The following is an 18894-nucleotide window of genomic DNA, read 5'->3' as shown; positions in this document are numbered from 1 at the left end:
GATCAGCCTTCGGCCTTGAAGTTGCTGGCTTCCTCCTTGGCCTTGTCCTTGCCGTGCTTTTCGGCCAGTTCCTTGGCCTGCCCGGGTGAAACGTCGGTGGTCTCCGCGATACGCATGGCCTCCTTGTCCGAGAGGCGGTTGTCTTTCTTGCCTTGCCTGGTAGCCATGGTGCGATCTCCTGAATGGTCGGAGACGTAACGGCCGGGACATCATAGCGTTCCGCATTCGGCTTTGCCTTCCTCGTGCGGTCTCGCCCCGAAGATGGCCCGATGGGCGCCCGGAAAGACCCTGGTGCGGGCCTGCCCTGGTCTTCACCTTGTTGCTTTCTGTCTTTTTCCTCGGTCGACGGGTGTATCGGCCGCAAAGCTTGCGATAAGAGGAGACTCAAAATCCCCGCTTCCATGGACATTAATCGCCGCCCATGACCATTTCCAATTCCGTGCCGATCACCCCCGAGCTCATCGCCGCCCACGGGCTGAAGCCCGACGAGTATCAGCGCATCCTCGATCTCGTCGGACGCGAACCCAGCTTCACCGAACTCGGCATCTTCTCGGCGATGTGGAACGAGCACTGCTCCTACAAATCCTCGAAGAAGTGGCTGCGCACGCTGCCGACCACCGGGCCCCAGGTCATCCAGGGACCGGGCGAGAATGCCGGCGTCGTCGATATTGGCGATGGCGACTGCGTCGTCTTCAAGATGGAAAGCCACAACCACCCTTCCTTCATCGAGCCCTACCAGGGCGCGGCGACCGGCGTCGGCGGCATTCTGCGTGACGTCTTCACCATGGGCGCGCGACCGATCGCGGCGATGAACGCGCTGCGCTTTGGCGCCCCCGACCACCCCAAGACCAGGCATCTCGTCGCCGGCGTGGTGTCGGGCGTCGGCGGCTACGGCAATTCCTTCGGCGTGCCGACGGTCGGCGGCGAGGTCAATTTCGATGCCCGCTACAACGGCAACATCCTGGTCAACGCCTTTGCCGCCGGTCTCGCCAAGACCAACGCCATCTTCCTCTCGGAAGCCAAGGGCGTCGGCCTGCCGGTCGTCTATCTCGGTGCCAAGACCGGCCGCGACGGCGTCGGCGGCGCCACCATGGCCTCGGCAGAGTTCGACGACAAGATCGACGAGAAGCGCCCGACCGTGCAGGTCGGCGATCCCTTCACCGAAAAATGCCTGCTGGAGGCCTGCCTCGAACTGATGGCCTCGGGTGCCGTCATCGCCATCCAGGACATGGGCGCGGCCGGCCTCACCTGTTCGGCGGTCGAGATGGGCGCCAAGGGCGACCTCGGCATCGAGCTCGACCTCGACAAGGTGCCGGTGCGCGAAGAGCGCATGAGCGCCTATGAGATGATGCTGTCGGAAAGCCAGGAGCGCATGCTGATGGTGCTGCGCCCCGAGAAGGAAAAGGAAGCCGAGGCGATCTTCCACAAATGGGGCCTCGACTTCGCCATCGTCGGCAAGACCACCGATGACCTGCGCTTCCGCGTCCTGCATCAAGGCGACCAGGTCGCCGACCTGCCGATCAAGGATCTCGGCGACAAGGCGCCGGAATATGACCGGCCATGGATCGAGCCGAAGAAGCCGGCGCCGCTTGCCGCCAATGACGTTCCGCAGGCCGATGTTGCGGACACGCTGCTGAAACTGCTCGGCGGCCCGGACCTGTCCTCGCGCCGCTGGGTGTGGGAGCAGTACGACACGCTGATCCAGGGCAATTCGCTGCAGCTCCCGGGCGGCGATGCCGGCGTGGTGCGGGTGGAAGGCCATGCGACCAAGGCGCTTGCCTTCTCGTCCGACGTGACGCCGCGCTATTGCGAGGCCGATCCCTATGAGGGCGGCAAGCAGGCGGTTGCCGAATGCTGGCGAAACCTGACCGCCACCGGCGCGGTGCCGCTGGCGGCCACCGACAACCTCAATTTCGGCAACCCGGAGCGGCCCGAGATCATGGGCCAGCTGGTCGGGGCGGTGAAGGGCATCGGCGATGCCTGTCGCGCGCTCGGCTTTCCGATCGTGTCCGGCAATGTCTCGCTCTACAACGAGACCAACGGCCAGGGTATCCTGCCGACACCGACCATTGGCGGCGTCGGCCTGATATCAGACTGGTCGAAGATGGTGCGGATCGGCTTTGCCGCGCAGGGCCAGATGATCCTGCTGGTCGGCGCCCCCGCCGCCTGGGGAACGCATCTTGGCCAGTCGGTCTATCTCAGAGACATCCATGGCCGCACGGACGGTCCGCCGCCGCCGGTCGACCTCGCTCATGAGAAGCGCGTCGGCGACCACGTGCGTTCGTTGATCGCGTCCGGCATCGTCACCGCGGCGCATGACGTTTCCGATGGCGGCATCGCCGTGGCGCTAGCCGAAATGGCGATGGCGTCCGGCATCGGCGCGACCGTTCCCGGCCTTGTCGGGACGGATCCGATCCCGGTCTGGTTCGGCGAGGACCAGGGCCGCTATCTCCTGACGCTGTCGATCGACCCGCATGGCGAGGAATGGGACGCCATCCGCAAGCAGCAGGGCGAACTCGGCATCTTCGCGCCGTGGATCGGCTCGACCGGCGGCGATGCGTTGAAGCTTGGCGATGGCAGGGCAATCCCTGTCAGCGACCTGACCGCCGTCCACGAAGGCTGGTTCCCGCGCTTCATGGACCAGGCCAGTTGAGCACACTGGCTGCCCGGGCGCTGCTCGCAGTCGTCTTCTGGCCGTCGCTGTTCTTCTTCTGGTTTCTCGGGCCGTTCGTCTTCTTCCTGCTGTCGACGACATCGAGCGAGGTTTGCACCAGGCTGGAAACGCGCGCCGAGTTCCTTGGCGCGGCCAATGGCACGCTTCCGATGCTGGCCCTGCAGACCCTCCTCTATGCGGTTCCGATCGCCTGCCTGGTGCTCTGGAGCCGGCTTTTGCCGGATCCGGCCCGGACGAGGCACATCGTCACCTGCATCAAGCTTTTCGCCGTCGCGGCAGTCCTCGGAGCCCTGTGGGAGTATGGCTCTTCGCTGGCCTGCGATGGTTACGGCCAACCGTTTTTCTCGCCCGCTTGGAAAATGACCAGCTATTTGCCGATCGCCAATCTGGCGGTCAACCTCCCCCTCTACGTGCTGGTCTTCAGCCTCGGCCGCGCCTTCTCGATGCGCGAAGACGACCCTGCGGCCGATGCGAACCGTCCGGACGAGAACGCGGCCTAGGTGACAATCGCGCCAGTGCCGGACGGAACGGCTTCAATCCCGGCCGGAAAGGCTTTAGGTTTACCCCGACTCTCATCGCACGGGCGCGTTGCCGCCCGCCCGAAACAGGAATTCTGCAATGGCAATGGACGCCCGCGACATAGAAAAACTGATCAAGGACGGCATACCGGATGCCCGCGTGACGATCCGCGACCTCGCCGGCGATGGCGACCACTACGCGGCGGAAGTCGTCGCCGAGAGCTTTCGCGGAAAAAGCCGCGTCCAGCAGCACCAGATGGTCTATGACGCGCTGAAGGGCAATATGGGCGGCGTGCTGCACGCGCTTGCCCTGCAGACCAGCGTCCCCGACTGAGAGCAGTTCCAGCCCATACCCGCTTGGCCCAATACCGCCCATCCTTTGCGCCATTTCGGCCATGGCGCGGCTAATGTCTTGTTTCGGGCAACCTATGGGTTTATTTGAAAGACATGCTTCGAGCCTGACTCCCACAGGCGTGAAAGGATGTTCCATGAGCGGTATCAACGACTACATCGACAATGAAGTGAAGGGCAACGACGTCGTCCTTTTCATGAAGGGCACGCCCGGTTTTCCGCAATGCGGTTTCTCCGGCCAGGTTGTCCAGATCCTCGACTATATCGGCGCCGACTACAAAGGCGTGAATGTCTTGGACTCGGCTGAACTGCGCCAAGGCATCAAGGACTACTCCAACTGGCCGACGATCCCGCAGCTCTACGTCAAGGGCGAATTCGTCGGCGGCTGCGATATTATCCGCGAGATGTTCCAGGCCGGCGAGTTGCAGACCTTCCTGGTCGAAAAGGGCGTGAGCGTCAAAGGCGCCGCCTGATTTCGGTTTCAGGTCCGTCGCAGCGACCGCGCTGAGTATCGGGTAGCCCCGCCTCGGCAATTTTTATGTCCCGATATCGGGACCAAGACGAGCCAATGCGCCGGCCCGCCGGCGCATTTTTGTTTTAGAGCGTTTCACCGTTTCATGGAAACGGCGAACCGCTCTAAATCTCTGTTTTGACGCAATTCCCAAGGGCAAGCGCTACGCGCTTGTCCCGGGAAAACCGCCCACACTTTTCCTGGAATTGCTCTAGAAGATCGGACTTGCCGTGGATCAGCAATCATCAGCGCCGCAATCGGCAAGCAAACTGCCTATTCCGCGCTGGGAGTTCATTGCGCTGTGCGCGGCGCTAATGGCGCTGAATTCCCTGGCCATCGACATCATGCTGCCAGCGCTGCAGCAGATCGGCGCCTCGCTCGGCGTCGAGAATGAAAACCACCGGCAATATGTGGTCACCGCCTACATTCTGGGTTTTGGTGGCGGCCAGCTGTTCTTCGGACCGATATCGGATCGTTTCGGCCGCCGCTCGCCGCTTGTCGCGGGTCTGATCATCTACGTGGCGGCAGCGGCCGCCGCGGCCATCGCGCCGAGCTTTGAAACGCTGCTGATATGTCGTTCCGTGCAAGGCATTGGCGCGGCCGCCACGCGCGTCATCGCGGTCTCGATCGTGCGCGATACATTCGACGGCCGGCGCATGGCCGAAGTCATGTCGCTGATCTTCATGGTGTTCATGGCGATACCGGTCATCGCGCCCGGCATCGGCCAGTTCATCATGCTGTTCGCGACCTGGCACTACATCTTCGTTACCATGGCCGTCGGCGCGCTGATCGTGTCGGCGTGGTCGCTGGTGCGGCTGCCTGAAACGCTGCACCCCGAATATCGCCGGTCCCTGACGTTCTCCTCCGTCGTCGGCGGATTCCGCATCGTGCTCACCAATCGCATCGCGCTCTGCTACGCCTTTGCCAGCACCTTCGTCTTCGCTGCCATGTTCGGCTTCATCGCCTCGGCACAGCAGATCTATGTCGACATCTTCCATGTCGGCGAGATGTTCCCCGTCATCTTCGCCGGGGTCGCGGGCGTGCTCGCCTTCTCCAATTTTCTGAATTCGCGCCTTGTCGGCCGTATCGGCATGCGCCGGCTGTCGCAAAGCGCGCTGCTTTTGTTTCTGGTCATCAGCCTGGTCTGGCTGGTCGTTTCGCTGGAAATCAAGATGCCGCTCTGGCTGTTCGTCACCTTCTTTGCCAGCGCCATGCTTCCCTTCGGCGCGCTCGGTGCCAATTTCAACGCCTTGGCCATGGAGCCGCTCGGCCAACTGGCCGGCACCGCGTCGTCCATCCTGGGTTTCATGCAGACGTTCCTCGGCGGCATTCTCGGCACGCTGATCGGCCAGGCGTTCAACGGCACGGTGACGCCGCTTGCCGCCGGCTTCTGCAGCGTCTCGGTCGCGGCGCTGCTGATGATCCTCATCGCCGAGCGCGGCAAGATGTTCCAGCCGCACAACCCACCCGTTTCAGGGCATATAACCGACCTGCACTAGATCTTGCCGTCCGCCGCGGGAGTTAAGCCTGCTCAGCCCACAGCTCGCGACGCAGTTCACGCCAGCTCTCCTTGTCGGGAGCGACCAGCAGGCCGCCGCCGACATGCGACGGCAGGTAAGGGCTGCCGTCGAAGCGCGCGGCATGGCCGCCGGCTTCGGCATGGATCAGCGCACCGGCGAGATGATCCCACGGCATCAGCTTGTTGTAGACGACGAAATGGCCGTGACCGCTGGCTAGCAAGCGGTATTCATGGGCGGCGCAGCGGTAGTTGAACTGCGACAGCGTCTTGGTCTGGTTGCAGGCCAGCCGCGTACGGTCCGGCTCGGCCATGTATTGCCATGAGACCGCGCCGGTCATCTCCGAGATCGGCGCACTCGCGGCAACCCGCACCCGCTCGAGCGTGCCGTGGGCATGGCGGATATGGCTGCCGGCGCCCTTGGCGCCGATCAGCCAGTCCTTGCCGACCGGATCGTGGATGATGCCGGCGACGGTTTCGCCCTGGACCACGACGGCAAGCATGACACCAAACAGCGGCACCCCTGAGGCGAAATTGAAGGTGCCGTCAACCGGGTCTATGACGAAGGCCAGATCGGCATCACCCAGACCGTCGAGCAGCGCCGGGTCGTCGGAACAGGCTTCCTCGCCGACAACCATGGCCGAGGGATAACGCTGGCGCAGCCTAACGGTGATCAGCCGCTCGGCGTTGACGTCCGCTTCCGTCACCAGGTCGGCGGCGGAGGTCTTCTGTCTGATGTCGCCACCGCCCAGCCGGCGAAAGCGGGGCATGATTTCGGTGTCGGCCGCCTCGGCCAGCAGGCTGGCCAGCCAGTCGATCTCGTTGTCGTCAAATGTCATCGGAAGTGTCTTGTCCTGTGATGAGGGTTTGGTTCAGGGCGGCAAAATCGAACAGTTTCCTGTCGAGCAGATGTGACGGCCTGGTGTTGGACAGCGCACGGGTCATCGTGTCCTTGCGGCCGGGCATGCGTTTTTCGATGTCATCCAGCATCGCCTTCATGGCATTGCGCTGGAGGCCTTCCTGGCTGCCGCAAAGGTCGCAAGGGATAATCGGGAACCGCATCGCCGCGGCGAATTTTTCGAGATCGATCTCGGCGCTGTAGCTCAGCGGCCGCAGCACCATGACGTCGCCTTCGTCATTGAGCAGTTTTGGCGGCATGGCGGCGAGGCGGCCGCCATGGAACAGGTTCATGAAGAAGGTCTCTAGAATGTCCTCGCGGTGATGGCCGAGCACCAGCGCCGAACAGCCCTCTTCCCGCGCGACGCGGTAGAGATGGCCGCGCCGCAGCCGCGAGCAGAGCGAGCAATAGGTACTTCCCTGCGGCAGCTTGTCGGTGACGACCGAATAGGTGTCCTGGTACTCGATGCGGTGCGCAATGCCATTGGCGTTGAGGTAGTCCGGCAGGATGTGCTTGGGAAAGTTCGGCTGGCCCTGGTCGAGATTGCAGGCCAGCAAATCGACCGGCAGCAGCCCGCGCCATTTGAGATCGAGCAAGATAGCGAGCAGGCCGTAGGAATCCTTGCCGCCCGACAGCGCGACCAGCCAGCGCTGGCCCGGCTCCACCATCGAAAAATCCTCGATCGCCTGGCGAGTCAGCCGCAGCAGCCGCTTGCGCAATTTGTTGAACTCGACCGAGGATGGCACATCGGCGAACAGCGGGTGGGAGCCGCCTTCGGCAACAGGTTCAAGCGTCTCGATGTCTGGCAGCATATTCATGGCGCGGCGGCCCCGGAGATGTGACTTCCGCCCGGATTAGCGCATCGGCCGGAAAATCGAAACGGCAAAGCGGATGCGCCAAACAAAAAGGCCGCCTCGAGGGCGGCCTTTCCGATATCGCAGAAAAGCGTTCGCTTAGCGCGAATAGAATTCGACGACCAAGTTCGGCTCCATCTGGACCGCGAACGGAACGTCCGCAAGGCCGGGAATACGTGAGAAGGTCGCGACCATCTTATTGTGATCGGCTTCGATGTAGTCCGGAACGTCACGCTCGGCGAGGCCGACCGATTCCAGGACGATGACCAGCTGCTTCGACTTCTCGCGCACTTCGACGACGTCGCCCGGCTTGCAGCGGTACGAGCCGATGTTGACGCGCTTGCCGTTGACGTTGATGTGGCCGTGGTTGACGAACTGACGGGCAGCAAAAATGGTCGGCACGAACTTGGCGCGGTAGACGACCGCGTCGAGACGCGATTCGAGCAGGCCGATCAGGTTCTCCGAGGTGTCGCCCTTGCGGCGGTCGGCCTCTTCATAGACCTTGCGGAACTGCTTTTCCGAAACGTCGCCATAGTGACCCTTCAGCTTCTGCTTGGCGCGCAGCTGCAGGCCGAAGTCGGAAAGCTTGCCCTTGCGGCGCTGGCCATGCTGGCCCGGGCCGTATTCACGCTTGTTGACCGGGGACTTCGGGCGGCCCCAGATGTTTTCGCCGAGACGGCGGTCGATCTTGTATTTCGCGGATTCGCGCTTGCTCATCGCATTCCCTTTTCAAAACAACACACCCGGCACCTCATGGCCCGGGTGAAGGAAACGCGCCCTCCTCTGGCCTCCGTTTTCGAGACCTGACAGGGTTTTCCCACGCAACGCGGCGGAAAACCCACGGGACACGTCAGTTCAAACAAAACCAGAAACAACCAAGGCAACCGGTCTTGCGCATATAAAACAAACACCGGACATCGCTGCCCGGCGTTGGCGGCTGGTTAAACCGAGATTTAACCGGTGTCAAGCTTGTGAGTGGCGCGGCGCAACGCAACCCTATAGCGTTCCCGGCGTTATGCGATGCCGGATGTGGGCGGGAGGTTTGCGCCAACGGCACCAGGAAGGGATCTGGAGCTAGAGGAGTCCAATTAGCATGAAGAAGTTCTTCCTTACCCTGGCCGGTGCCGCGGTACTGGCCGGATCTATGGCGGTTGCGCCGGAGCCGGCGATGGCGCGCCATTGGCAGGGCCATAAACAGGTCTGCCGCGTCATCGTCAAGAAGCGGGTGGTGTGGCGGCACGGCCATCGCAAGGTGATCGTGCAGAAGGTGCGGCGTTGCCACCGCTGGTAAGGCGAACAGTCCAGCAATCTCCGAGGGCCAGCGAACTGTCGCTGGCCCTTTTTCATTCAATGAGTGCCGGAGCCCGGCTCTAAGCCCTCAGTCCTTGGATTTTTTCTCCGGCAGACCTTTGCGCTTCGTCTCGGCGAATTCCTCGAGTTGTTGTTCGCTCATCGATTCGTACATTTCGCGTGAGGCGCCTTTGAGTTCGCTCTTTTTGGTCTCGCCGCGCTTGGCGGAGAGCGCGGCGCCGGCGGCTTTCTGCTGGGCTTTCGAGGTGGCAGGCATGGCGGTTTCTCCTCTTCTGTCAGAAGAAACGCCGCGCTTGTGCGGCAGTTCCAGCGCCAGTGGTCCAGTTCCTCGCCGGGATCAATTCGCGGCCTTTCCGTGTCCGGAACTCCAGTGTAGGACGGCTGGATGAAGTCTCTGACAGACCCCTCACAAGCTCTCTCCTCCGGCCTGACGAAAATCCGCACCGAATTCCACGTGCCGGATGGATTTCCGGCTGAGGTCATGGCCGCTGCGGAGGCGGCGGCCCGACGTGTGCCGAACCAGCATGCCGATCGAACGGACATGCCCTTCGTTACGCTCGATCCGGCAACCTCCACCGACCTTGACCAGGCGTTCTCGATCGAGGCGAGCGGCAGCGATCTTCTGCTGCGCTATGCCATTGCCGACGTGGCCTGGTTCGTCGAGGACGGTGACGCGATCGACCTCGAAGCCTGGACGCGGGGCGAGACATTTTACTTGCCGGACGGCAAGGCCGGACTCTACCCGCCGGCACTTGCCGAGGGTGCGGCGAGCCTGTTGCCGGATGGACCGCGTCCTGCTGTCATCTTCACCGTCCGGGTCGCCGAAGACGGCGCGGCGAAGTTGGACGGCGCGGAGCGGGCAATCATTCGAAGCCGTGCGAAGCTCGCCTATGACAGCGTCAAGGCTTCCGACGTTCCGGCCGGCTTCGCTGAAATGGCGCGGCGCATGGCGATGAACGAAAAACGTCGTGGCGCGTCACGTGTCGACCCACCCGAGCAGGAGGTTGAAAGGCTCGCCGATGGCACATTCCGGCTGTCCTTCAGACCGCTCCTGCAATCCGAACAGGACAATGCCGCGCTTTCGCTGGCTGCCAACATAGCGATCGCCGACGCCATGTTTGCGCACAAGACCGGGCTGTTCCGCGTGATGTCCGGGCCGGACGCGTCCAAGGTGCAGAGACTTCGCAACGCGGCGCAGGCGCTCGACCTGTCCTGGCCCGCCTCAACCAGCCTGCGCGACTACCAGCGCACGCTCGATCCGGCTGACCCGAAACAGGCTGCGTTGATGCTGGAAATCCGCCGCGCCGGCAACGGCGCATCCTACCAGCCCTACCAGGAAGGTGTCGTTCCCTGGCATGAGGCGATGGCCGCGACCTATGCCCATGCCACCGCGCCGCTCAGGCGGCTGGCCGATCGCTATGTCGTGCGCTGCGCGCTGGCAATCGCCAACGGCCAGTCCGTGCCGCAACCTGTCACCGATGCGTTCACCAAATTGCCGAAGGTGATGGGGCGTGCGGATAGCCGCGCTTCGCAGATCAACCATGCGGCCATCGACCTTGCAGAGGCGGTCATGCTCAGGGGACGCGAGGGGGAAACGTTCAAAGCCGCAGTTACCGACTTCGTCGACCATGGCGTACGCGTTCAGCTTGCCGACATGCCAGTCGTTGCCACGGTAAAGGCCACCGGGTTAAGACAGGGCGACAGCCTGACGTTAAGGCTGGCCTCGGCCGATCCGGATCAACGCAGCATCGTCTTCGAGCCTGTTTAAGCGGCGGACGTTTCCACCACCAGTCCAAAGCCCTGCATCAGCCGGCTGACGGCGAAATCGGCCTTGCCCGAGGTGAAGACCGCGATATCGGGTTCGCCTTGCGGCAGCGCCCCATCGACGAGCGGCAGCAGTGAGAGCGCCCGCCGGGCGATCGCTTCGGCCGGATCGATCCAGTCGACCGGCCAGGGCGCCGTCTTGCGCATGCGATTGACCAGGAACGGATAATGCGTGCAGGCGAGCACGACGATATCGGTCCGCATACCGTCACGCTCGATGAAGCAAGGCGCGATCTCGGCCCGCACGGCCTCCTCGTCGACAAAGCCCTCGCGCATATAGACTTCCGCAAGACCCGCCAGCCTGTCGCTGCCAACAAGGCGGACATGGCATTTCTGCGCCCACTTGCTGATCAGGTCGCGTGTGTATTGACGCTTCACCGTGCCCGGCGTCGCCAGCACCGAGACCAGGCCCGAGCGGGTGCGCTCCGCCGCCGGCTTGACCGCAGGCACGGTGCCGACGAAGGGATGACCGGGAAAGGCATCGCGCAAGGCGTCGATCACCAGCGTCGAGGCGGTGTTGCAGGCGATGACGGAAATCGCCGGCGTGAACCTGTCGAGCAGCTTGGCGAAGAGATCGAGTATGTGGGTGCGCAACGCCGGTTCTTCCCAGGCGCCGAAGGGAAAGGCGGCGTCGTCCGCGACATAGATGAAGCGCCGGTCCGGCATCAGCACGCGTGCCTCGCGCAACACGGTCAGCCCGCCGACGCCGGAATCGAACATCAGGATCGGCAGGTCAGTCATTGTCGGTTCCCTTGCCGCCCAGCGGCGGTGCGTCCTCATCGTCACCGGCAGGCCGGTGCGCCGGGCGATCGGCTTCTGCCTTGCCGGCGCGCGCGGCGGCCGGAAGCCGCCTGGGATCATCGCCCGGCGAGCCGTCGCCGCGCGGCATCGCCGGCGAGAACCTGTCGAGGGACGAGATGATGCCGCGCAGCACCTTGAGCTCCGGTTCGGCAAAGCCGGCACGCGTCAGCACGGCACGCAGATTGTCGACCATTTTCGGCTTCTTCGGCGCTGGCCGGAAATAGCCGCGCGCTTCCAATGCGCCTTCGAGATAGGCAAACAGGCCGTGCAATTCTTCCTTGCTGGCCGGTTTCATCTCCGGCCCGGTGAAGTTGGTCTTGGTCTCGTCCTCCAGGCCTGACTTCATCCACTCATAGGACATCAGCAGCGCGGCCTGGGCGATGTTGAGCGAGGAGAAATCGGGATCGACGGGAAAGGTGACGATCTCGTCGGCAAGCCCGACTTCGTCATTGTAGAGACCGAAGCGCTCGCGGCCGAACAGGATGCCAGTGCGCTGCCCCATACCGTGGCGGGCGCGGAGCACCCTGCCCGCTTCCACGGGGCCGCGCACGGCCTTGAAGCCGTCGCGCTGCCTGGCGGTGGTGGCGAAAACGAAATTCAAATCGGCAAGCGCCGAGGCAAGATCGTCGAACACTTTCACGGCGTCTATGACATGGTCCGCGCGGCTGGCGGCGGCGCGCGCCTTCTCGCTCGGCCAGCCGTCGCGCGGATTGACAAGGCGCAGTTCGACCAGGCCGAAATTGGCCATGGCGCGTGCAACCATGCCGATGTTCTCGCCAAGCTGCGGCTCGACCAGGATGATCGCCGGGCCGGCGGGTGGGATGTTATCGGGACCTTTGGTGACGGGCATGATTGTCAAAGAACTGCTGTTTGCGGCATTTCAGCGTCCCCTGCCATATTCGGCCGCGAAAATGAAGCATTCGCAAATGACGGCGGCCATTGCCTCGCATTCGTGACCGATCGCCGTTTGCGCGGCCAAAAACCCTTTGATATACGGGCGGCATCTCCCGGCCGAACGCCACGCGGGCAAGGCCGTCCCATATCCCAGCAACGAGGCATTCTTTCCATGGCGAAGATCAAGGTGGCGAACCCGGTCGTCGAACTCGACGGCGACGAGATGACCCGCATCATCTGGCAGTTCATCAAGGACAAGCTGATCCACCCTTATCTCGACCTGAAGCTGGAATATTACGACCTCGGCATCGAGCATCGCGACGCCACCAACGACCAGGTGACGATCGATTCGGCCAACGCCATCAAGAAATACGGCGTCGGTGTGAAATGCGCGACCATTACCCCGGACGAACAGCGCGTCGAGGAGTTCAAGCTGAAGAAGATGTGGAAGTCGCCGAACGGCACCATCCGCAACATCCTCGGCGGCACCATCTTCCGCGAGCCGATCATCATGAAGAACGTGCCGCGCCTGGTGCCCGGCTGGACCAAGCCGATCATCGTCGGCCGTCACGCCTTCGGCGACCAGTATCGCGCCACCGATTTCCGCTTCCCCGGCAAGGGCAAGCTGACGATCAAGTTCGTCGGCGAGGACGGCCAGGTGATCGAGCACGACGTGTTCGACGCGCCCGGCGCCGGTGTCGCCATGGCCATGTACAATCTCGACGAGTCGATCCGCGAATTCGCGCGCGCCTCGCTGAATTACGGCCTGCTGCGCAACTATCCGGTCTATCTCTCGACCAAGAACACCATCCTCAAGGCCTATGACGGCCGCTTCAAGGACATCTTCCAGGAGGTCTACGAGGCTGAATTCGAGGCAGAGTTCAAGTCGAAGAAGCTGTGGTACGAGCACCGGCTGATCGACGACATGGTGGCCTCCAGCCTGAAATGGTCGGGCGGCTATGTCTGGGCCTGCAAGAACTATGACGGCGACGTGCAATCCGACACGGTGGCGCAAGGCTTCGGCTCGCTCGGCCTGATGACCTCGGTTCTGATGACGCCGGACGGCAAGACGGTGGAAGCTGAAGCCGCGCACGGCACCGTCACCCGCCACTATCGCCAGCACCAGAAGGGCGAGGAAACCTCTACCAATTCGATCGCCTCGATCTTCGCCTGGACGCGCGGCCTCGCGCACCGTGCCAAGCTCGACGACAATGCCGAGCTGAAGCGCTTTGCCGAGACGCTGGAGAAGGTCTGCATCCAGACTGTCGAGAGCGGCTTCATGACCAAGGACCTGTCGCTGTTGATCGGCCCGGACCAGCCTTGGCTCTCGACCACCGGCTTCCTCGACAAGATCGACGAGAATCTGCAGAAGGCGATGGCGTAAGTACTCGCAGCTCCACATGCCGAAGGCTCCGAAAGGAGCCTTCGTTTTTTGGGCCGATGAAGCGACGAAGGGCCGGTAGCATGACCAAGCCAATCCTCTACGGAGCGGACTATAGCGTTTACGTGCGCATAGCGCGGATGACGCTGGAGGAAAAAGGCGTCGGCTACGAACTCATACCGCTCGACATCTTCGCAGCCGAAGGCATCCCGTCCTGGTATCTCGAACATCACCCGTTCGGCCGCATCCCGGCCTTCGAGCATGACGGGTTTCGGCTCTTCGAGACGAACGCCATCGCGCGCTATGTCGACGAGGCTTTCGACGGCCCGGCGCTGCAGCCCGCCGATCCGCGCGGCCGCGCCAGGATGGGCCAGATGACAGGCATGCTCGACGCCTATGGCTATCGCGCCATGGTCTGGGACGTCGCCGTCGAGCGGCTGGAAAAGGCGGAGCCGGATGAGAGCCTGATCGCCGATGGCCTGAGCCAGGCGGAAACGGTCCTCAGGGTGCTCACCGCACTCAAGGTTCCCGGACCGTGGCTGCTCGGCGATCAGGTGACGCTGGCCGACCTGCATGCGGCGCCGATCATCGCCTATTTCCTGAAGGCTGCCGACGGGCAAAAGCTGATGGCCGGGTTTGCCGAGATTCAGGCGTGGTGGGATCGGATCACTGACAGACAGGCCTTTGGCGTGACCGAAAAGGCCGATTGAGAGCCGGTGGCCCGGCTAAAACCCTATCTCGGGCCTTGTGACCATCAGCCAGAGAATGGCAAGCACGGCGGCGAAAGCCGGGAAGCCGCAAGCAAACCAGATGCGAAACAGGCGCTTCTCTTCGGCGGGCAGTGCCACGTTTTCGATGGCCGCCTGCCGCGCCAGATTCCGAATCCGAATCTGAATCCAGACCACCGGCAGCCAGAACAGACCGGTCACGACATAAAGCAGCAAGGACAGCACAATCCAGCCTTCGGAGAGCGGCCAGCCAACCGCTTGCGCCAGCAACACGCCCGTGATTGGCTGCACGATGACGGCGGTCGCCGTAAAAATGGTGTCGGCGATGACGACAGTACCCGCGACATGGGCGACGATATCGGCGCGGCCGCTGCGTTGCGCCATCAGCATGAAGAAGGCGATGCCGGCACCGGTGCCGAACAGAACCGTGCCGCCGATGACATGCGCCCAGCGCAATATGTCAGCCCAGAGGCTCATCGCTCGTCCAGCACCGCGAGCGCCACCAGCACCAGGCAAAGCCCGGGTATCGTCTTGACCAGCGGACCCAGTGGATCAAGCCATAGACTTGGAACAAAAAGCGTCGCCCCCGCCAGATAGGAGAGTGTGATCGCAATCATCGCCAGCAGCGCGGGCTTGGCGAAAGGCCGGACCAGAACCGCCGCGCCAACGACGATATCCGCGGCGCTGCCGACCAGAACGCAAATATGCGCGAAATCCACCGACACACCGCGTGAGGCGAGAATGTCCGCGGCCTGATCTTGCCGGATCATGCCAATGATGCCCGAAACGAGCCAGAACAGAGACAGGCAAGCGAAGATAACAGGCTTCGCCAGCCAAAGGCGCGCGAACCATCGTTCCTGAGCATGTGCCGGCATATCGGCCAGCGTTGCCTCCAGCGGCTGAAGCGGATGGTCGCAAACGGCATTCCAGGACCGGGCATTGCCTGTGATGCCGTCCGCCAGCGCGGCAAGTGCCGAGCTGCGTAGAGGAGAGCGCCAACCAAGGACGCCAACGGCATCGGCAACGACACTGGCGAACCGGCCAAGGATGGCCGGCATCGGCATGACCCGTGCTTGCGGCAGACCAAGCCATGCGCGAAAGGACAGCAGAACATCGGAGAGAGATCTGGCATTGCCCTCGACGAGATCGATGGCAAGTCGGGGTGGCAGCGATCCGGCGACCGCGCGCGACACCGCTTCGGCAACATCGGCGACCGATACAGTCTGGATCGGTTGGCGCGGCATGACGGCCGGAATAAAACCAGGGAATGCCGCAAGGGCACGCAGAAGCGCCGTGCCGCCATAGGCGGCGGGCGCGATCACAAGGCCCGGCCGCAGAATGGTCCACTCCAGGGATGAGCTTGCGACGGCTTTGTCGCCTTGCGCCTTGGTGCTGAAGAAAGGATTTGGCGAAGCGAGATCGGCGCCGATCGCGGATATCTGCGCAAAGCGATGCACACCGGCCTGTTCGCAAGCCGCGACAAGTGCCACCACCGAGCCCCGGTGAACGGCGTCCAGACGGTCGCGCGGGCCGTCCTGCAAGGCGCCCGCGGCGTTGACAACCGCGTCCATGCCCGCAACCACCGGCAGCCAGTCTTCAGCGGCGAGCAGTTTCGACATGTCCGCCGCGATCCAGCGAACCGCCGGCCGGCGCCGCCCGGCATCCCCGACTTCGCGACCGAGACCGGTCACCTGATGACCGTCGCGAAGCAAACGGCCAATGACGGCGTCCCCGATCAAACCATAGCCGCCGAGGACGAGTATTTTCATGTCGCGGCTTTCAGGCGGCTTCGAGTGCCGCCCTGACCGCCGCAATCGCATCATTGGCCTTCGAGGCGTCAGGGCCACCGGCCTGGGCCATGTCGGGCCGGCCGCCACCGCCCTGCCCGCCCAAGGCGGCGGAGGCGACGCGCACCAGGTCGACAGCGCTGAAGCGGCCGACGAGATCGTCGGTGACGGCAACTACGACGCTTGCCTTGTTATCCTCACCGGCACCCACGAAGACGACGACGCCGGAGCCGAGCGAGGTCTTGCCGGCATCGGCCAGCGGCTTCAGGTCCTTCGGCGAGACGCCGGAGACGGCCTTGCCGAGGAAGCCGATGCCCGCGACCGTCTCGTTCTCCGAGGGCGCGCCGGCCGCGGCACCGCCGCCCAGCGCCAGTTTCTTGCGCGCTTCGGTGAGGTCCTTCTCGAGCTTCTTGCGCTCCTCAAGCAAAGCCTCGACGCGCGCCGGCACGTCGGCGGGCGAGATCTTCAGCGTCGCTGCCGTCGCCTTCAGACGCCGATCCTGCTCGTCGAGATGTTTTCTGGCCGCCTCGCCGGTCAATGCCTCGATACGGCGCACGCCGGCGGCAACCGCGCTGTCGGAAACGACGCGCACCAGACCGATGTCGCCGGTCGCCCTGACATGGGTGCCGCCGCAGAGCTCGACCGAATAGGGCCGGTTGGCCTTGGCGCCGTGCAGCCCGGTGCCCATCGACACGACGCGCACTTCATCGCCATACTTCTCGCCGAACAGCGCCATGGCGCCCTCGGCAATGGCGTCGTCGACCGACATCAGGCGCGTGGTCACCGGGCCGTTCTGCACGACGATTTCATTGGCCATGCGCTCGACCTCTTCGAGCTCTTCGGCCGAAATCGGCTTGTTGTGCGAGATATCGAAGCGCAGGCGCTCCGGCGCGACCAGCGAGCCCTTCTGCGCGACATGGGTGCCCAGCACCTCGCGCAGCGCCTCATGGATCAGGTGGGTGGCGGAGTGGTTGGCGCGCAGCCTGGAGCGCCTGTTATGGTCGACCTTGAGCTCAACGGCAGCGCCCGTCTTGACCGTGCCGCTCGCCACCTTGCCCAGATGCACGAACAGCCCATCCGCCTTCTTCTGCGTGTCGGAGATCTCGATCGAGAAGCCTTCGCCCGAAATGACGCCAGTATCGCCCATCTGGCCGCCGGACTCGCCATAGAATGGCGTCTGGTTGACGACCACCGCAACCGCGTCACCCTTGCCGGCGCTGTCGACGGTCTTGCCGTCCCGGACCAGCGCCTGGATGAGGCCTTCCGCGGCTTCAGTCTCGTAGCCGAGGAATTCGGTGGCACCGGTCTTTTCGCGCACCGAAAACCACACCGTCTCGGTGGCAGCCTCGCCAGATCCCGCCCAGTGTTTGCGCGCCTCGGCCTTCTGCTGCTCCATCGCATTGGTGAAGCCGGCAAGATCAACCGAGATGTTGCGCTGGCGTAGCGCGTCCTGCGTCAAGTCGAGCGGGAAGCCGTAGGTGTCGTAGAGCTTGAAAGCCGTTTCGCCATCCAGCATGTCGCCGGCATGCAGCGTGTCCGTCGCCTCGGAGAGCAGGCCGAGGCCGCGCACCAGCGTCTTGCGGAAGCGCGTCTCCTCGAGCTTCAACGTTTCCGTGATCAGCTGTTCGCCGCGCAGCAATTCGGGATAGGCTTGGCCCATCTCGCGCACCAGGGCCGGCACCAGCTTCCACATCAGCGGCTCGCTCGCGCCGAGCAGCTGCGCGTGGCGCATGGCGCGGCGCATGATGCGGCGCAGCACATAGCCGCGGCCTTCGTTCGACGGCAGCACGCCGTCGGCGACCAGGAAGGAGGACGAGCGCAAATGATCGGCAATGACACGATAGGACGCCACCGTTTCGGCATCCGGCGCGCGCCCAAGCGCGGAAGACGCCGCATCGATGAGGTGACGGAACAGGTCGGTTTCGAAAACGCTTTCCACGCCCTGCAGGATGGACGCCATGCGCTCCAAACCCATGCCGGTGTCGATCGAAGGACGCGGCAGGTCGATGCGCTCGTCCTTCGTCACCTGTTCATATTGCATGAACACCAGGTTCCAGAATTCAAGGAACCGGTCGCCGTCTTCCTCGGGACTGCCGGGAGGGCCACCCCAGATGTGCTCGCCACGATCGATGAAGATTTCCGAGCACGGCCCGCAAGGACCGGTGTCGCCCATCGCCCAGAAATTGTCCGAGGTCGGGATGCGGATAATGCGATCGTCCGAGAAACCGGCGATCTTCTTCCAGAAGCCCGCCGCCTCATCGTCGGTGTGGTAGACGGTGACCAGCAGCTTGTCCTTCTTCAGCCCGAATTCCCTGGTGATCAGGTTCCAGGCAAGCTCGATGGCGCGCTCCTTGAAATAATCGCCGAAGGAGAAATTGCCGAGCATCTCGAAGAAGGTCAGGTGACGCGCGGTGTAGCCGACATTGTCGAGGTCGTTGTGCTTGCCGCCGGCGCGAACGCTCTTCTGGGCAGTGGTGGCGCGCGAATAGGTCCGCTTCTCCAAACCGGTGAAGACGTTCTTGAACTGCACCATGCCGGCATTGGTGAACATCAATGTCGGATCGTTGCGCGGCACGAGCGGGCTCGAAGCCACGACCTCGTGGCCCTCCTTGCGGAAATAGTCGAGAAATGTCGACCGGATCTCGTTCACGCCACTCATGACTGCTGCCTTTTCGCGAAAACCGCCGGCGCGGCCGGCGGAAACTGGTCTCTGCTTTTTAGAAGATTGACTTGGCCTTTTAGCGGGCACACCGCACCCTGTCCAGAAACACGGAATTGGGCCAATCCAATGCACGTCGCCCAAAACGACCTCGGTTTTGGCATAGCGACATGCATGAGGATAAAGA

At 63.3% G+C, this 18894-nt stretch carries 19 protein-coding genes; 9 read left to right on the top strand and 10 right to left on the bottom strand.

Going from position 1 to position 18894, the window contains the following annotated elements; translation table 11 throughout:
• Window positions 1-2: 2 nt before the first annotated feature.
• Window positions 3-167 carry a hypothetical protein gene (locus tag AC07SZ_RS04410; RefSeq protein WP_171883315.1) on the bottom strand — a complete coding sequence of 55 codons (165 nt, stop codon included), beginning with the start codon at window positions 165-167 and terminating at the stop codon, window positions 3-5.
• Between the two features lie 254 nt (window positions 168-421).
• On the opposite strand from AC07SZ_RS04410, the gene purL reads away from it, so the two are divergent.
• From purL to AC07SZ_RS04385, 5 genes are all read left to right on the top strand, one after another.
• The gene (gene purL / locus AC07SZ_RS04405; protein ID WP_056562222.1) at window positions 422-2653 is read left to right on the top strand and encodes a phosphoribosylformylglycinamidine synthase subunit PurL; all 2232 of its coding nucleotides are present in this window, start codon (window positions 422-424) and stop codon (window positions 2651-2653) included.
• Window positions 2650-3174, top strand: a complete 525-nt coding sequence (locus AC07SZ_RS04400; RefSeq protein ID WP_056562225.1) for a hypothetical protein — start codon at window positions 2650-2652, stop codon at window positions 3172-3174. The genes purL and AC07SZ_RS04400 overlap by 4 nt, the downstream gene beginning before the upstream one ends.
• Window positions 3175-3292: 118 nt before the next feature.
• Entirely contained in the window at window positions 3293-3526 is a 234-nt protein-coding gene (locus tag AC07SZ_RS04395; RefSeq protein WP_056562227.1) for a BolA/IbaG family iron-sulfur metabolism protein, read from the top strand.
• Window positions 3527-3680: 154 nt separating this feature from the next.
• Window positions 3681-4016, top strand: a complete 336-nt coding sequence (gene grxD, locus AC07SZ_RS04390; protein WP_013895877.1) for a Grx4 family monothiol glutaredoxin — start codon at window positions 3681-3683, stop codon at window positions 4014-4016.
• 268 nt (window positions 4017-4284) lie between these two features.
• Window positions 4285-5553, top strand: a complete 1269-nt coding sequence (locus tag AC07SZ_RS04385; RefSeq protein WP_494913405.1) for a multidrug effflux MFS transporter — start codon at window positions 4285-4287, stop codon at window positions 5551-5553.
• Window positions 5554-5575: 22 nt separating this feature from the next.
• Here the strand turns inward: AC07SZ_RS04385 and AC07SZ_RS04380 are convergent, their stop codons facing one another.
• The 3 genes from AC07SZ_RS04380 to rpsD form a co-directional block, all read right to left on the bottom strand.
• The gene (locus tag AC07SZ_RS04380) at window positions 5576-6409 is read right to left on the bottom strand and encodes an inositol monophosphatase family protein (protein ID WP_056562230.1); all 834 of its coding nucleotides are present in this window, start codon (window positions 6407-6409) and stop codon (window positions 5576-5578) included.
• Window positions 6399-7286 carry a tRNA 2-thiocytidine(32) synthetase TtcA gene (gene ttcA, locus AC07SZ_RS04375; protein ID WP_494913404.1) on the bottom strand — a complete coding sequence of 296 codons (888 nt, stop codon included), beginning with the start codon at window positions 7284-7286 and terminating at the stop codon, window positions 6399-6401. The genes AC07SZ_RS04380 and ttcA overlap by 11 nt, the downstream gene beginning before the upstream one ends.
• 135 nt (window positions 7287-7421) lie before the next feature.
• Window positions 7422-8039: a 30S ribosomal protein S4 gene (gene rpsD, locus AC07SZ_RS04370; RefSeq protein ID WP_056562236.1), complete on the bottom strand. Its 618-nt coding sequence runs from the start codon at window positions 8037-8039 to the stop codon at window positions 7422-7424.
• 376 nt (window positions 8040-8415) lie between these two features.
• Between rpsD and AC07SZ_RS04365 the strand changes: the two genes are divergently transcribed.
• On the top strand, window positions 8416-8613 hold the full coding sequence (locus AC07SZ_RS04365) for a hypothetical protein (protein ID WP_056562239.1): 198 nt from the start codon (window positions 8416-8418) through the stop codon (window positions 8611-8613).
• Between the two features lie 87 nt (window positions 8614-8700).
• Here AC07SZ_RS04365 and AC07SZ_RS04360 read toward each other — a convergent pair whose 3' ends face one another.
• Window positions 8701-8889 carry a DUF3008 family protein gene (locus tag AC07SZ_RS04360; RefSeq protein WP_056562242.1) on the bottom strand — a complete coding sequence of 63 codons (189 nt, stop codon included), beginning with the start codon at window positions 8887-8889 and terminating at the stop codon, window positions 8701-8703.
• A 129-nt stretch (window positions 8890-9018) separates the two neighbouring features.
• Here AC07SZ_RS04360 and AC07SZ_RS04355 point away from each other — a divergent pair, with 129 nt between their 5' ends.
• Window positions 9019-10401, top strand: coding sequence for an RNB domain-containing ribonuclease (locus AC07SZ_RS04355; protein WP_494913403.1), 1383 nt, complete (start codon window positions 9019-9021; stop codon window positions 10399-10401).
• On the opposite strand, the gene murI is transcribed toward AC07SZ_RS04355, so the two are convergent.
• Window positions 10398-11198: a glutamate racemase gene (murI, locus tag AC07SZ_RS04350; protein ID WP_140767835.1), complete on the bottom strand. Its 801-nt coding sequence runs from the start codon at window positions 11196-11198 to the stop codon at window positions 10398-10400. The genes AC07SZ_RS04355 and murI overlap by 4 nt on opposite strands.
• Window positions 11191-12108, bottom strand: coding sequence for an RNA methyltransferase (locus AC07SZ_RS04345; RefSeq protein WP_494913401.1), 918 nt, complete (start codon window positions 12106-12108; stop codon window positions 11191-11193). Before AC07SZ_RS04345 ends, murI begins: the two co-directional genes overlap by 8 nt.
• Window positions 12109-12324: 216 nt before the next feature.
• Between AC07SZ_RS04345 and AC07SZ_RS04340 the strand changes: the two genes are divergently transcribed.
• Window positions 12325-13536 carry an NADP-dependent isocitrate dehydrogenase gene (locus AC07SZ_RS04340; protein ID WP_172350807.1) on the top strand — a complete coding sequence of 404 codons (1212 nt, stop codon included), beginning with the start codon at window positions 12325-12327 and terminating at the stop codon, window positions 13534-13536.
• Between the two features lie 80 nt (window positions 13537-13616).
• Entirely contained in the window at window positions 13617-14243 is a 627-nt protein-coding gene (locus AC07SZ_RS04335; protein WP_494913399.1) for a glutathione S-transferase family protein, read from the top strand.
• Window positions 14244-14258: 15 nt separating this feature from the next.
• Here AC07SZ_RS04335 and AC07SZ_RS04330 read toward each other — a convergent pair whose 3' ends face one another.
• Genes AC07SZ_RS04330 through alaS form a run of 3 tightly spaced genes read right to left on the bottom strand, consistent with a single transcriptional unit; the run spans window position 14259 to window position 18707 of the window.
• A complete protein-coding gene (locus AC07SZ_RS04330; protein WP_056562257.1) occupies window positions 14259-14738 on the bottom strand; it encodes a DUF2269 family protein in 480 nt (159 codons plus the stop codon).
• Entirely contained in the window at window positions 14735-16030 is a 1296-nt protein-coding gene (locus AC07SZ_RS04325) for an SDR family oxidoreductase (protein WP_494913397.1), read from the bottom strand. Before AC07SZ_RS04325 ends, AC07SZ_RS04330 begins: the two co-directional genes overlap by 4 nt.
• A gap of 10 nt (window positions 16031-16040) precedes the next feature.
• Window positions 16041-18707 carry an alanine--tRNA ligase gene (gene alaS, locus AC07SZ_RS04320; RefSeq protein ID WP_494913396.1) on the bottom strand — a complete coding sequence of 889 codons (2667 nt, stop codon included), beginning with the start codon at window positions 18705-18707 and terminating at the stop codon, window positions 16041-16043.
• Window positions 18708-18894 lie beyond the last annotated feature (187 nt).

The sequence above is a fragment of the Mesorhizobium sp. GW821-FHT07A06 genome, from assembly GCF_059419085.1.
The sequence above is the reverse complement of the archived record's forward strand: the minus strand, read 5'-3'. Positions and strand labels throughout refer to the sequence as shown.

What these genes read in the sequence shown, in the direction of transcription:
- AC07SZ_RS04325 (WP_494913397.1), bottom strand. Translation starts at nt 16,030, where the DNA reads ATGAAAATACTCGTCCTCGGCGGCTATGGTTTGATCGGGGACGCCGTC.
- AC07SZ_RS04380 (WP_056562230.1), bottom strand. Translation starts at nt 6,409, where the DNA reads ATGACATTTGACGACAACGAGATCGACTGGCTGGCCAGCCTGCTGGCC.
- AC07SZ_RS04395 (WP_056562227.1), top strand. Translation starts at nt 3,293, where the DNA reads ATGGCAATGGACGCCCGCGACATAGAAAAACTGATCAAGGACGGCATA.
- AC07SZ_RS04355 (WP_494913403.1), top strand. Translation starts at nt 9,019, where the DNA reads ATGAAGTCTCTGACAGACCCCTCACAAGCTCTCTCCTCCGGCCTGACG.
- ttcA (WP_494913404.1), bottom strand. Translation starts at nt 7,286, where the DNA reads ATGAATATGCTGCCAGACATCGAGACGCTTGAACCTGTTGCCGAAGGC.
- rpsD (WP_056562236.1), bottom strand. Translation starts at nt 8,039, where the DNA reads ATGAGCAAGCGCGAATCCGCGAAATACAAGATCGACCGCCGTCTCGGC.
- AC07SZ_RS04365 (WP_056562239.1), top strand. Translation starts at nt 8,416, where the DNA reads ATGAAGAAGTTCTTCCTTACCCTGGCCGGTGCCGCGGTACTGGCCGGA.
- grxD (WP_013895877.1), top strand. Translation starts at nt 3,681, where the DNA reads ATGAGCGGTATCAACGACTACATCGACAATGAAGTGAAGGGCAACGAC.
- purL (WP_056562222.1), top strand. Translation starts at nt 422, where the DNA reads ATGACCATTTCCAATTCCGTGCCGATCACCCCCGAGCTCATCGCCGCC.
- AC07SZ_RS04335 (WP_494913399.1), top strand. Translation starts at nt 13,617, where the DNA reads ATGACCAAGCCAATCCTCTACGGAGCGGACTATAGCGTTTACGTGCGC.
- murI (WP_140767835.1), bottom strand. Translation starts at nt 11,198, where the DNA reads ATGACTGACCTGCCGATCCTGATGTTCGATTCCGGCGTCGGCGGGCTG.
- AC07SZ_RS04410 (WP_171883315.1), bottom strand. Translation starts at nt 167, where the DNA reads ATGGCTACCAGGCAAGGCAAGAAAGACAACCGCCTCTCGGACAAGGAG.
- AC07SZ_RS04360 (WP_056562242.1), bottom strand. Translation starts at nt 8,889, where the DNA reads ATGCCTGCCACCTCGAAAGCCCAGCAGAAAGCCGCCGGCGCCGCGCTC.
- AC07SZ_RS04345 (WP_494913401.1), bottom strand. Translation starts at nt 12,108, where the DNA reads ATGCCCGTCACCAAAGGTCCCGATAACATCCCACCCGCCGGCCCGGCG.
- alaS (WP_494913396.1), bottom strand. Translation starts at nt 18,707, where the DNA reads ATGAGTGGCGTGAACGAGATCCGGTCGACATTTCTCGACTATTTCCGC.
- AC07SZ_RS04330 (WP_056562257.1), bottom strand. Translation starts at nt 14,738, where the DNA reads ATGAGCCTCTGGGCTGACATATTGCGCTGGGCGCATGTCATCGGCGGC.
- AC07SZ_RS04340 (WP_172350807.1), top strand. Translation starts at nt 12,325, where the DNA reads ATGGCGAAGATCAAGGTGGCGAACCCGGTCGTCGAACTCGACGGCGAC.